Below are 11,449 nucleotides of genomic sequence, written 5' to 3' on the forward strand. Positions count from 1 at the left end.
CCGGGTGCGCGGCACCGCTATCACCCCGCCGATGGTGTTGCGGCCGAACAGGGTGCCCTGAGGTCCGCGCAGAACCTGGACCGACTGCAGGTCGAAGGCGTCTGTCAGCTGGCCGGTATTGGTGCCGATATAGACGTCGTCGATCAGCACCCCGACCGCCGGATCGAAGGACTTCTCGATGTCCTCGAAGCTGATGCCACGGATCGAGATGGCGGCCGCGGAGGGGCCGGCATTGACCTGGTCGATGACCAGGCTGGGCGCGCGGCCGGCCAGGTCGCGGATGTCCGGCGCGGCTGCGGCTTGCAGCTGGGTCGGCGAAATCGCCGTCACCGACAGCGGCGTGGTCTGGATGGATTCAGAGCGACGGCGGGCCGTGACGATGATGGGTTCGATGGTGTTGCCGTCATCTGCGGCGACGGAGGTCGACGCCGCCTCCGCAGCGGCGGCCGGCGTGACCAGACCCATAAGGGCGTAGACGCCGATAGACGCGATCAGCGGGCGCAGCGCGCCCCCCCCGGTGAAGCGTTTCATGGATTATCCTCCCTCGTCGCCGTGGTGGGACAGGCCGGAACATCTCAGGTGTTCCTCTTCGCCACGTCCCGGCGATGCGCCATGGTTCGACCCGTCGAAGAAAAAAGTCAAGACTGCTTGTTATAAGCAAGATCACCGGTTTATTTTGAGGCTGCGAACCGACGGCGGGGCCTTGGCCCACAAGAAAGCTGCGGTGGGACGAAACGCGGGAAGGAACTCAGCCCATGCGGCTAGATGGTAAGGTCGCCCTCATCACCGGCGGCGCGAGCGGGATCGGCGCAGCGAGCGCCCGGCGATTCGTGGAGGCCGGCGCACGGGTCGTGCTGGGTGACCTGCAGGCCGACAAGGGTCAGGCCCTGGCGACGGCCCTGGGCGAAGCGGCCCTGTTCGTGAAGCTTGACGTCACCTCGGAGGCCGACTGGACGGCGGCGATCACTGCGGCCCACGCCCGGTTCGGCGCCCTGACCACCGTGGTCAATTCCGCCGGCGTCTCGATCCCCGCGACCATCGAGGACGAGACCCTCGAAGGCTTCCGCCGCACCCTGGCGATCAATCTCGACGGCACATTCCTCGGCTGCAAATACGGGGTCGAGGCCCTGAAGGCCGGCCGGGGCGGGGCCATCGTCAATGTCGGCTCGACCCTGGGCGTCCGGGCCGGAGGCCTGTTCACCGCCTATGCGGCGTCCAAGGGCGGGGTGAGGCTGCTGACCCGCGCCGTGGCCCTGCACTGCGCCGAGCAGGGCTATGACATCCGGGTCAACGCCATCCTGCCAGGGGCCATTCATACCGAGATGGTCGACGGCTATATCGCCGCGGGCGTCGCGGCCGGCGGCACGCGCGAGGGGGTGATCGACGGGTTCGCGTCAGTCCACCCCATGAAGCGCCTGGGACGGCCCGACGAGGCGGCGGCGGCGATCGCCTTCCTGGCCTCCGACGACGCCAGCTTCACCACCGGCGCCGACCTTGCGGTCGACGGCGGCTACCTGGCCTGAGGGAGCCCACCGCCATGACCCTGAACGCGCCCGACATCGCCCGCTGTCCGCTGCACGAGATCAACGCCTTCGATCCGGAGCTGCTGCAGGACCCCTATCCCTATTTCGCCCGCCTGAGGGCCGAGGCCCCGGTCTATCGCGACCCGAACACCGGCATCGTCTCGGTCTCGACCTATGAGCTGATCAATGAGGTGAACCGCCAGCCGCTGGTGTTCTCCAACGACTTCGCCGCCCAGCTGCAGTCCGGATCGACCGGCGGGGTGGATGCGGACGAGGCCGCGATCCTGGCCCAGGGCTGGCAGGTGACCCCCACCATGCTGACCGCCGATCCGCCCGCCCACACCCGCTATCGCAAGCTGTCGGCCAAGGCCTTCACCTACAAGCGCGTCGAGCTGATGGCCGACTATGTGGCGCGGGTGACCCACGACCTGATCGACGGCTTCGTGCGCGACGGCCAATGCGAGTTCAAGTCGGCCTTCGCCAACCACCTGCCCATGACCGTGATCGCCGACAGCCTGGGGGCGCCGCGCCAGGACATGGACCGCTTCCATGCGTGGTCCGAGGCCTTCATCGTGCAGTTGGGCGGGGTGTCGGACAAGGCCGCCCGCCTGGAGGCCGCAGCCAAGATCGTCGAGTTCCAGCACTATTTCGTCGACATCATCGAGGCCAAGCGCCGCCAGCCCACCGACGACATCATCTCCGACCTGGTCCACGCCGATCTCTCCGAGGAGGGCGACCCGCGCAAGATGGACCATGGCGAGTTGCTCTCGATCCTGCAGCAGCTGCTGGTGGCCGGCAACGAGACCACGGCCCATTCGCTGACCGCCGGCCTCTACTACCTGATCAGCCATCCCGACCAGATGGCCCGGGTGCTGGCCGACCCTGAGCTGATCCCGGGCTTCATCGAAGAGACCCTGAGGTTCCTCTCACCGACCAACAACATGTGGCGCATCGCGACCCGCGACGCCGAGATCGGCGGGGTTCCCGTCAAGCGGGGCGAGATGATCCTGGTCCGCTATGGCTCGGCCAATCGCGACGGCGGCCACTTCCCCGACCCTGACCGCTTCGATGTGGCCCGCGAGAACGCCCGCAGCCACCTGGCCTTCGGGGCCGGCATCCACACCTGCATCGGCGCGCCCCTGGCCCGCAAGGAGATGGGGATCGCCTTCCCCATCCTGCTGGAGCGGCTGAAGACCCTGCGGTTCCAGGACGGCCGCAACAGCTTCCGCTACAGCCCCAATGTGCTGTTGCGCGGGGTGCTGGAACTGCACATCGCCTTCGACCCGGCCTGACCGGCCGGGTCGGGCTGATCAGCGCGACCCAATCAGTGCGCGAAGGGGGCCTTGGTCGCGAAGACCACGGTCTCCTTCTGCACGGCCTCGTCCAGCCCCTGCTTGATGACGGCGAAGCGCGGATGGCCGACCAGGGCCTGGATGCCGCGATCGAAGTGATCGAAGTCCTCCAGCTCCCAGATGTCGATGGCGGTGTTCAGCCGCCCGGTCCGCTGCAGGAAGGCGGCGAACAGTTTCCAGCCGTGGGATTCCAGGATCGGGACCGCCTCGCCCATCACCTCCACGAACCTCGCGGTTCCCGCCCCCGTCAGCTCCAGGGTGACATGCAGATAGACGCTCATGGCGCGACGCCTTCCAGGGCCGGCGACTTGGCCCAGGCGATTCCCCGGCGCAGCAGGTCGTGGAACACCGGCAGGTCCCAGGCGCCGCGCTCGACCACCGGATAATAGTCCAGCTTCACATCGATCATGTCGTAGTGACCCCGACAGTGACCGAGGGTGAGATAGAGCACCGCCCCCTGCCCGGTCGGCTTCAGATAGAAGACCGGGTGCTTGGCCTGGGGCCACTGGTCCTCGACGAAGCCCGTCGCCTCGCCGCCGAACTCGGTCTCCAGCAGCACATGCAGCTCGCCATAGGTCTCGACCAGATAGTGTTCGTCGGTCGCCTCGAAGGGCTCGACCCCCTGGACCAGCGGATGGTCCGGATCGGCCACCGTCACCCGGTAGGGGGCGATCGGCGGGTGGGCGATGAACATGGAGCCCAGGGTCTCCATGAAGTGCGGGGCCCAGCGGGGGCTGTCGACCCGGCCGTCAGCCAGGAACCGCAGGATCGAGTTGGTGCCGTGCAAGGCGTACCAGCGACCGCCCCCCTCGACGAAGGCCCTCAGCGCTTCCTGCTGCGGCAGGGAGGGGATCACGTCGCAGGTATAGGTGATCAGGAAGTCGGCCGCCGTGATCGCCTCGATGTTCGAATAGTCCTCGAACACCCGCACCCGGATACGCTCGTCCTCGGCCAGCAGCCGCAGGATCTCGAGCCGGGGATGGTCGATGTCGTGATACTTGCCGCCGGCCACCAGCACGGCGTTGATCCGCTTCTTGATGTCGTCGCTCATGGCCGCGACCTCAGTACTGGACGCGCTTGGTGATGCCGCCATCGATGACCAGATTGGCCCCGGTCATGAAGGCGCAGGCGGGCGAGGCCACGAAGGCGATGGCGCGGGCCACCTCATCCGGATCGCCCAGCCGGCCCATCGGCACATTGGCCTTGGTCTGGTCGTAGAGGGCGGTCATGTGGGTCTTGATCATGTCCCAGGACCCACCGTTCACGAATACCGGGCCGGGCGAGACCGTGTTGACGCGAACGCCCTTGGGGGCCAGGGCCTGGGCCATGGCCGAGGCGTAGTTGATCACCGCCGCCTTCATGGCGTTGTAGGCCTGGGGTCCGAAGAAATCCTCCAGGGCGGCCGTGGAGGAGATGGTCACGATCGAGCCGGCCTTGGATTTTTCCAGATAGGGCAAGGCCGCCTCGACCCCGCGATAGGTGGCCAGCAGGTCGAGGTCGAAGGTCTTCTTCCAGCTGTCCTCGGTGGCCGGACCGCCGCCGGCCGAGGCGAAGGAGATGAAGATGTCGCAGCCGCCCAGGCCCTCCGCCGCGCGGGCCACCCAGGCCCGGTAGGCCTCGCCATCGGCCATGTCGACGCTTTCGCCGATCGCCTTGACGCCCTTGGCCTTCAGCGCCGCGACCGCCGCGTCGACCCCCTCCTGGCCCCGGGCGCAGATCGCCACGTCGACGCCCTCGGCGGCCAGAGCCTCGGCCGTGGCCCGCCCTATGCCCTTGCTGGCGCCCGCCAGCACGGCCTTCATACCCTTGAGACCCAGATCCATGATGTCCTCCCTGCGGATCGACGACTTATAAAAAGCCGTCATGCTTGTTTTTTTCTGACCCGACTATAGACTCGTGTTCGAGACCGTCCACAGGAAAGCTGCATCCGAACGGCTTGGCGCGACGGTCCGGGAGGACGCCGGGATGCACATCGCCCTGTCACCGCGAGACCTTGAATTTCAGGACGAGGTTCGCCGTTTCCTGGACGAGGAATTCACCCCCGAGCTGCGCGCCGCCGCCGGCCGCCAGGCGGGCGTGTTCGCCGAGGGCGATCTGAACCGCCGCTGGCATCGCATCCTCTTCGAGAAGGGCTGGGTCGCGCCGGCCTGGCCCAAGGCCCATGGCGGTGCGGAGTTCAGCCCCGTGCAACGCTACATCTTCGAAAGTGAATGCGCCGAGGCCGGCGCTCCCGCCCTGCCGGCCATGGGGCTGCAGATGTGCGGGCCCATGCTGATGGGCCACGGGACCGAGGCCCAGAAGGCCTATCACCTGCCCCGCATCCTCTCTGGCGAAAGCTATTGGTGCCAGGGCTATTCAGAGCCCGGCGCGGGCTCTGACCTCGCCGCTCTGCAGTGCCGCGCGGTCCGCGACGGCGACCACTATGTGGTGGACGGGACCAAGCTGTGGACGACCCACGCCCACTTCGCCAACTGGATCTTCCTGCTGGTGCGCACCTCGACCGAGGGCAAGCCCCAGGCCGGCATCACCTTCCTGCTGGCCCCCATGGACACCCCCGGGATCAGCGTCGCCCCGATCATCACCATCTCCGGCGAGCACGAGGTCAATCAGACCTTCTTCGACGGGGTGCGCATTCCGGTGGCGAACCGGGTGGGCGAGGAGAACCAGGGCTGGACTGTGGCCAAATATCTGCTGGAATTCGAGCGAGGCGGGGTGTTCTCGCCCCGGGTGAAGGGACTGATGGCCAAGGTGCGGCATATGGCGGCGGCGGAGAGGGCCGATACGGGCCTGAGCTTGATCCAGGACCCCGCGTTCCGGCGCAAGGTGATCGAGCTGGAGATCGAGCTGGCGGCGGTGGAGGCCACCGAGCGCATGGTGATTTCCAAGCTCTCGGCGGGCGGCGCGGCCGGGGATTCCAGCGCCTCGCTGCTCAAGCTCAAGGGCACCGAAACCATGCAAAAGGCCACGGAACTGGCGGTCGAGGCCCTGGGCGCCTACGCCGCGCCGGACCAGCGCCCGGCGCTGGGTCTGGGGGCCAACGCCGCGCCGATGGGCCCCGACTATGCAGCCGCCCCCGTGGCGCGCTACTTCAATACGCGGGCCTCGACGATCTATGGCGGATCGAGCGAGGTGCAGCGCAACATCCTGGCCCGCGCCGCGCTTGGGTTGTAGAGAGCCGCTCAGGAAAAACCAGCGAGTCGGTTTGTTATGGTCAAGTCGGTGCGGAAGTCAGCCAAGGCAGAGGGGGGCGAGATGTCCATTCCCCAGCAGCTGGAGCCCGAGGGCCTGGCCGCCGACGGCCAGGGCTGGCAGCAGCGCAAGAGCGCCCAGACCCGGGTGGCGATCCTGGAGGCGGCGGTCGACTGCCTCGAGAAGCACGGCTATGCGCGGACCACGACCCAGATGATCGCCCAGATGGCCGACATCTCCCGCGGGGCCATGCTGCACCACTACGCCACCAAGCAGGAACTGGTGGCGGCTCTGATCGACTACACCTTCTACAAGCGCATCGAGCTGTTCACCGCCTCCATCGCCAACCTCACCGAGGTCGAGCGCGTCCAGGAGCAGGTCGGCATCGAGCTCTATTGGGAAAGCCTGCAGACGCGGGAGTGGTCGGCCTATCTCGAACTGCTGGTGGCTTCGCGCACCGACGCCGAGCTCAGCGAGATCTTCCTGCCCAAGGCCCGCCGCTACGACCAGGTCGAGCGCGACGTGGTGCTGAAGGTGTTCCCCGAATGGGCCAGCGACCCCAGCGCCTATGAGCTGGCCATGGACTACTGCATCGCGGCCATGGAGGGCCTGCTGCTCAATCGCGAGATCTGGGACGACGCCAAGCGCCGGGTGATCTTCCGCACCTTCATCTCCAACACCCTGCTGCAGCTGCGTGGCGGGAAGGTCGACCTGCAGGGCCGGATCACCGGCAAGGCCTAGGGCATTTTTGAATTAGAGCCCTTTTAGTCCGATCCGATTGGCTCAACCGGATCGGAAAGGGCTCTAGCCCACCGCCTCGATGATCAGGGCGTTGACCTCGCCGGCCTTCTCCAGGTGCGGCATGTGGCCGGCGTCGTCCATCCAGACCACGCGGAAGCCCGGCGGCAGGGCGGCTTCGTCCGGCGCGCCGACGATCTGATCCCGATGGCTGGCGATCACCAGCGCCTTGGGAATGTCCGCCAGGTCCTCGCGCAGGTCCGCCGCGTCCTGCCCGCCGACCAGCCGGTCGCGGATCAGGCTGAGCGCATCCTCCACCCCGTCCATGCGGGTGAACTTCAGCACGTCCTCGACCATGTCCTTGGTGACCATGGCCGGATCAGCGACCAGCATCTCCATCCAGGGTTTCAGGTCACGGGCCCGCTGGGCTTCGATCACCCCGGTGAGGAAGGCCTCCGAGACCGCCGTGCCCGGCAGGCTGGCCGGGGCGATCAGGATCAGGCTCTGGGCCAGGTCCGGACGGTCGGCGGCGATGCGCGCGGCCACCGCCGCTCCGAGGGAGTGGCCGACCAGATGGGCCTTGGTGACGCCGGACACCTCAAGCGCCGCGACCACCGCCTCGGCCAGGCTGGTCAGGCCGCCGTCGCCCACCGCCTTGGAGGAGCCGCCATGGCCGGGCAGGTCGACCGCCACCACCGGGCCCCGTGCGGAAAGCGCTTCCAGATTGAACAGCCAGTTGTTGAGGTCGCCGGAATAGCCGTGGATCAGCACGATGGGGACGGCCCCGCCCTCCCCCGCCCGTCCGATCCGGATCGTGCGGCCGCCGATATCGACCTGGCTCAGCGCCAGGGCGCTGACCGCGTCGCCATCCTCGTCCTCCGGCGTGAAGTTGGCCTGGAAGTCGGCGATGAAGGCGTCCAGCTCTGCGTCGCTGACGGCGGGATCGGCGACCACGGCCATCAGGGCGCCGACCGGCAGGGTCTCGCCCTCCTGGGCGACGATCCGGCGCAGTACGCCGGCGGTCGGCGCCTCGCAGACATTGTTGATCTTGGAGGTCTCGATATCGACGAGGTCCTCGCCCTCCACCAGCCGTTCGCCCTCGGCCTTCCACCAATGGGTGATGGCGCCCTCCTGCATGGAGAGGCCCCATTTGGGCATGCGAACGGGGATCATCTCAGCCATGAGTCACCTTGAATCCGGGAAATGCGTCGGCTCAGCCGAACTTGGCGAGGTATTTGTCGAGGGTGCGGTGGAAGTGCCGGATGCGGATTTCCTGATAGTCGCCCAGCTGCACCTCGTTGTTCTTCGACACCTTCAGCCCCTCCTGCACGAAGGGCAGGTTGGCCATGTCCTGGTCGAAGATGCCGCCGAGCGCGCCAAGCTCCACGGCCGCAGCCCAAGGCTCCTCCTCGGTCAGCATGTGCAGGTCGACGCCGCGCGGCATGGGCTGGCCCTTGGGCGTGCGTGACAGGATTCGCACCTCCATCAGGGTCGCGTCCTGGTCCGGCCAGGGCCGCCAGCGATAGACGATATTGGGCATGAACCCGCCCCAGGGGGCGAAGTTCGGGAAGACGTTGTAGGTGAAGGCGTCGAGCAGCTCGGCGTCGGAGGCGTGGCTATGATCGTAGCCGGTCTGTTCGGCGTAGCGATCACGGTTGGTGGCGGCCATGGCCTTGCGGGCCGAAACCCCCTCCGGCACCTGCACCGCCAGGTCCGAACCCCCGGCCCGGCCGTTGTATTTCAGGAACTCGTCGATGATCCACTGCTGCGGGTGGGCCGACTTGTCCAGGTGGGGCGACATCACCGCAAAGGGTGTCAGCGCCACGTTCACATGGTCGCCATAGACATTGTAGCGGGTGTTGGCGTCGCCGGTGAACGGCAGGATCTGCGGGTGGGTGATCACCGAATGCCAGGCTTCCATGAAGGCCTCGGCGACGGCCTTCCAGTTGGCCTTGATCACCTTGCCGACCCAGATGACGGTCGAGCATTCCTCGTGCCGCCAGCGCTGGAAATGGTCCGGCAGAGGCGCGAGATACTCCTCCAGGGTCTGGCCGCCCGGCGCCTCTTTGATGAAGATATAGCCGCCCCAACGCCCGACCTGGGCCTCCGGCAGGCTCATCTTCTCATCCGGCAGATGGCCGAAGTCCCAGCGGCAGGGGATCTCCTTCAGCGAACCGTCGGTGTTCCAGTTGAACCCATGGAACGGGCACTTGAACTCCTTCGACCAGCCCGACTCGAGCCGCAGCTTGCGGCCCCGGTGCAGGCAGACATTGTGGAAGGCGCGAACCGAACCATCGTCCTGGCGGGTGACCAGATAGGACCGCCCGGCGTTCTCATAGACCACCACGTCACCGACATCGGGCATCTCCTCCTCGCGGGCGGCGAACTGCCAGACATTGGGCCACATGGCGGCCAGCTCGCGCTGGAAGAAGGCGGGGCTGGTGTAGCGGTCGGCGGCCAGGGGCGCCGAGCCCATGTATTCGTAGGCCTCGGCCTTCAGGAACTCCGGCGGCGTGACAGCGTCCGCCTCCATGAGGTCGTCCCAGCTTTCACCCGGACAGCGGGCCGTACCCGCGGCAGCGCCAGCATCGTCATGAGCCATATGCGTGTCCTCCAACACGTCGTCTTTCAAGCAGGCTAGCAGCGGAGTCTAAAACCAACAAGCTTGATTGTTTTTTTCTGTGACGGTTATCGCGCCGGCCTTTGCGGCCCCGACGTCAGCCGCCCCGACAAAACCGCCAGGCTTGTTGGTTTTGTGCGCCCTGCGAGAGCCCTTCCAGTTTGGTTGACTCAACCAAACTGGAAGAGAAGGGCTCTAAATCAAAAAGTTAGAGCATTTCTTGATCCGAAAAGTGCGTCACACTTTTCGGGAAATGTTCTAGCCTGCCGGCCCGTTCGGGGCGGATTCGCGACCTCGACGGACAGGGCTGGACACGCACCATGACCACCAATCGCCAGTGGATTCTGCGCCATCGCCCCGTAGGCGACATCAAGCCCGGCGACCTGGAACTGGTCTCGACTCCGGTCCGCGCGCTCGCCGACAAGGAGGTGCTGGTCCGCACGGTCTATCTGTCGCTGGACCCCACCAACCGCATCTGGATGAGCGACCAGGACCAGTATCTGCCCCCGATCGAAGTGGGTGACGTGGTGCGCGGCGGCGGCATAGGCGTAGTCGAACAATCCCGCTCGGAGCGCTATCCGGTCGGCGCGGTGGTCAATACCGGCCTGGGCGGCTGGCAGGACTACCTGCTGACCCACGAGGACGCCCTCTCCCCCGTGCCGGCGATCCCGGGCGTGCCGCTCACCGCCTATATGAGCGTGCTGGGGGCGACCGGCCTGACCGCCTGGTTCGGCATGGTCGATATCTGCAAGCCACAGCCGGGCGAGACGGTGGTGGTCTCGGCCGCCGCCGGCGCGGTCGGCTCCATCGCCGGCCAGCTGGCCAAGGCCCGGGGCTGCCGGGTGATCGGCATTGCCGGCGGGGCGGAGAAGTGCCGGTGGCTGGTGGACGACCTCGGGTTCGACGCCGCCATCGACTACAAGAACGAGGACGTCGGCTCGGCCCTGGACCGCCTGGCGCCCAACGGGATCGACTGCGATTTCGAGAATGTCGGCGGGGCGATCATGAACGCCGTGGTCAGCCGCATGAACAACTTCGGCCGCGTCGCCCTGTGCGGCATGATCTCGACCTATAACGCCGAAGGCCCGGCGCCTGGCCTGGACGACTTCGCCGGCATCCTGATGCGGCGGCTGATGATCAAGGGCTTCATCATCATCGACTACCTGCCCCGGGCCGGCGAGGCCTTCGCCGAGCTCGCGCCCCTGGTGATGTCGGGCCAGCTGAAGTGGAAGGCCCATGTGGTCGAGGGGCTGGAGAACGCCGCCGAGGCGGTGAAGCTGCTGTTCAGCGGCGCCCATGACGGCAAGCTGATGGTTCGGGTCTCGCCAGAGCCCTGAGTTCAGCTACGCCAGCCGGGTGATGACCCAGCGGCAGTCGATGGACTCCACCTGCCAGCGGGTCTCGGGCCGGTGGCGGCGGACCGTGCGCAGATAGGCGTCGGGCCGCCGCACGCTGGCGACGGCCGACTTGCCGACCGGCAGATCCAGCAGGCGCGCGGTCAGGTCGTTGTGGGGCTTCGACATCTCAGACACCTCGGGCGGTCCAAAGGAGTGAAAGCGCCGCCCGGACGGTTCGGGTCGTCCGGGCGGCCAGAGCCTCTTCGGTTCAGATGGACTCATCTGAACTGAGCAAAAGGCTCTAATTCAAATATTTAGAGCGCGTCGGACGGGCTAGCCGGTTTCCACTTAGCCCTGACGCGCTCTAGCGGCCGGCGCGTATCCCTCGATGGAGGAAGGCGGATTCCCTCCGCGCCGGGTTGGAGATCACGACATCGTGGGGATGACGAAGGATGCGTCTGTGACGTCGCCCTCGGGCCATCTTGCGGTGACGGTCTTGACCTTGGTGTAGAAGCGGACGCCCTCCATGCCGTGCTGGTTGGCGTCGCCGAAGGCCGAGCGCTTCCAGCCGCCGAAGGAGTGATAGGCCACCGGCACCGGGATCGGCACATTGATGCCGACCATGCCGACATTGACCCGGGCCGCGAACTCGCGGGCGGCGCGGCCGTTGCGGGTGAAGATGGCCACGCC

The 11,449-nt window shown here is 66.9% G+C and carries 13 protein-coding genes; 5 read left to right on the forward strand and 8 right to left on the reverse strand.

Annotated elements, in window-relative coordinates:
- Window positions 1-531 (reverse strand): Plug domain-containing protein (locus tag Q7P21_RS15475; RefSeq protein ID WP_304177773.1); only part of this gene is annotated, 531 nt, incomplete at its 3' end.
- Window positions 532-755: 224 nt separating this feature from the next.
- Here Q7P21_RS15475 and Q7P21_RS15480 point away from each other — a divergent pair.
- Together Q7P21_RS15480 and Q7P21_RS15485 are read left to right on the forward strand one after the other, a co-directional pair.
- On the forward strand, window positions 756-1,523 hold the full coding sequence (locus tag Q7P21_RS15480) for an SDR family oxidoreductase (protein ID WP_304177775.1): 768 nt from the start codon (window positions 756-758) through the stop codon (window positions 1,521-1,523).
- Between the two features lie 14 nt (window positions 1,524-1,537).
- A complete protein-coding gene (locus tag Q7P21_RS15485; RefSeq protein WP_304177777.1) occupies window positions 1,538-2,815 on the forward strand; it encodes a cytochrome P450 in 1,278 nt (425 codons plus the stop codon).
- A gap of 32 nt (window positions 2,816-2,847) precedes the next feature.
- Here Q7P21_RS15485 and Q7P21_RS15490 read toward each other — a convergent pair whose 3' ends face one another.
- From Q7P21_RS15490 to Q7P21_RS15500, 3 genes are read right to left on the reverse strand one after another with little or no spacing between them, the layout of a single operon-like run.
- A complete protein-coding gene (locus Q7P21_RS15490) occupies window positions 2,848-3,156 on the reverse strand; it encodes an NIPSNAP family protein (protein WP_304170576.1) in 309 nt (102 codons plus the stop codon).
- A complete protein-coding gene (locus tag Q7P21_RS15495) occupies window positions 3,153-3,926 on the reverse strand; it encodes a ThuA domain-containing protein (RefSeq protein WP_304170574.1) in 774 nt (257 codons plus the stop codon). The genes Q7P21_RS15490 and Q7P21_RS15495 overlap by 4 nt, the downstream gene beginning before the upstream one ends.
- A 10-nt stretch (window positions 3,927-3,936) precedes the next feature.
- On the reverse strand, window positions 3,937-4,698 hold the full coding sequence (locus Q7P21_RS15500) for an SDR family NAD(P)-dependent oxidoreductase (RefSeq protein WP_304170572.1): 762 nt from the start codon (window positions 4,696-4,698) through the stop codon (window positions 3,937-3,939).
- A 142-nt stretch (window positions 4,699-4,840) separates the two neighbouring features.
- Here Q7P21_RS15500 and Q7P21_RS15505 point away from each other — a divergent pair, with 142 nt between their 5' ends.
- The gene (locus Q7P21_RS15505; protein ID WP_304170570.1) at window positions 4,841-6,046 is read left to right on the forward strand and encodes an acyl-CoA dehydrogenase family protein; all 1,206 of its coding nucleotides are present in this window, start codon (window positions 4,841-4,843) and stop codon (window positions 6,044-6,046) included.
- An 81-nt stretch (window positions 6,047-6,127) separates the two neighbouring features.
- A complete protein-coding gene (locus Q7P21_RS15510) occupies window positions 6,128-6,805 on the forward strand; it encodes a TetR/AcrR family transcriptional regulator (RefSeq protein WP_304170569.1) in 678 nt (225 codons plus the stop codon).
- Window positions 6,806-6,868: 63 nt separating this feature from the next.
- Here Q7P21_RS15510 and Q7P21_RS15515 read toward each other — a convergent pair whose 3' ends face one another.
- Both Q7P21_RS15515 and Q7P21_RS15520 read right to left on the reverse strand, forming a co-directional pair.
- Window positions 6,869-7,984 (reverse strand): acetoin dehydrogenase dihydrolipoyllysine-residue acetyltransferase subunit, encoded by a 1,116-nt coding sequence (locus tag Q7P21_RS15515; RefSeq protein ID WP_304170568.1) that lies wholly within the window; start codon window positions 7,982-7,984, stop codon window positions 6,869-6,871.
- A gap of 31 nt (window positions 7,985-8,015) precedes the next feature.
- Complete coding sequence (locus tag Q7P21_RS15520; RefSeq protein ID WP_304170566.1) at window positions 8,016-9,335, reverse strand: aromatic ring-hydroxylating dioxygenase subunit alpha; 1,320 nt, start codon at window positions 9,333-9,335, stop codon at window positions 8,016-8,018.
- Between the two features lie 407 nt (window positions 9,336-9,742).
- Between Q7P21_RS15520 and Q7P21_RS15525 the strand changes: the two genes are divergently transcribed.
- Window positions 9,743-10,759 (forward strand): NADP-dependent oxidoreductase, encoded by a 1,017-nt coding sequence (locus Q7P21_RS15525; protein ID WP_304177779.1) that lies wholly within the window; start codon window positions 9,743-9,745, stop codon window positions 10,757-10,759.
- A 6-nt stretch (window positions 10,760-10,765) separates the two neighbouring features.
- On the opposite strand, the gene Q7P21_RS15530 is transcribed toward Q7P21_RS15525, so the two are convergent.
- Both Q7P21_RS15530 and Q7P21_RS15535 read right to left on the reverse strand, forming a co-directional pair.
- Window positions 10,766-10,945, reverse strand: coding sequence for a hypothetical protein (locus Q7P21_RS15530; protein WP_304170558.1), 180 nt, complete (start codon window positions 10,943-10,945; stop codon window positions 10,766-10,768).
- Window positions 10,946-11,185: 240 nt separating this feature from the next.
- The coding region (locus Q7P21_RS15535; RefSeq protein WP_304177781.1) for an aldehyde dehydrogenase family protein at window positions 11,186-11,449 on the reverse strand (264 nt) is incomplete at its 5' end.

Source organism: Phenylobacterium aquaticum (assembly GCF_947378715.1).
Classification (GTDB): Bacteria; Pseudomonadota; Alphaproteobacteria; order Caulobacterales; family Caulobacteraceae; genus Phenylobacterium; species Phenylobacterium aquaticum_A.

Bases quoted from the DNA above. Each gene is read 5' to 3' on its own strand.
- Q7P21_RS15500 (WP_304170572.1), bottom strand. From the start codon at position 4,698: ATGGATCTGGGTCTCAAGGGTATGAAGGCCGTGCTGGCGGGCGCCAGC.
- Q7P21_RS15515 (WP_304170568.1), bottom strand. From the start codon at position 7,984: ATGGCTGAGATGATCCCCGTTCGCATGCCCAAATGGGGCCTCTCCATG.
- Q7P21_RS15530 (WP_304170558.1), bottom strand. From the start codon at position 10,945: ATGTCGAAGCCCCACAACGACCTGACCGCGCGCCTGCTGGATCTGCCG.
- Q7P21_RS15505 (WP_304170570.1), top strand. From the start codon at position 4,841: ATGCACATCGCCCTGTCACCGCGAGACCTTGAATTTCAGGACGAGGTT.
- Q7P21_RS15480 (WP_304177775.1), top strand. From the start codon at position 756: ATGCGGCTAGATGGTAAGGTCGCCCTCATCACCGGCGGCGCGAGCGGG.
- Q7P21_RS15490 (WP_304170576.1), bottom strand. From the start codon at position 3,156: ATGAGCGTCTATCTGCATGTCACCCTGGAGCTGACGGGGGCGGGAACC.
- Q7P21_RS15520 (WP_304170566.1), bottom strand. From the start codon at position 9,335: ATGGAGGCGGACGCTGTCACGCCGCCGGAGTTCCTGAAGGCCGAGGCC.
- Q7P21_RS15510 (WP_304170569.1), top strand. From the start codon at position 6,128: ATGTCCATTCCCCAGCAGCTGGAGCCCGAGGGCCTGGCCGCCGACGGC.
- Q7P21_RS15525 (WP_304177779.1), top strand. From the start codon at position 9,743: ATGACCACCAATCGCCAGTGGATTCTGCGCCATCGCCCCGTAGGCGAC.
- Q7P21_RS15485 (WP_304177777.1), top strand. From the start codon at position 1,538: ATGACCCTGAACGCGCCCGACATCGCCCGCTGTCCGCTGCACGAGATC.
- Q7P21_RS15495 (WP_304170574.1), bottom strand. From the start codon at position 3,926: ATGAGCGACGACATCAAGAAGCGGATCAACGCCGTGCTGGTGGCCGGC.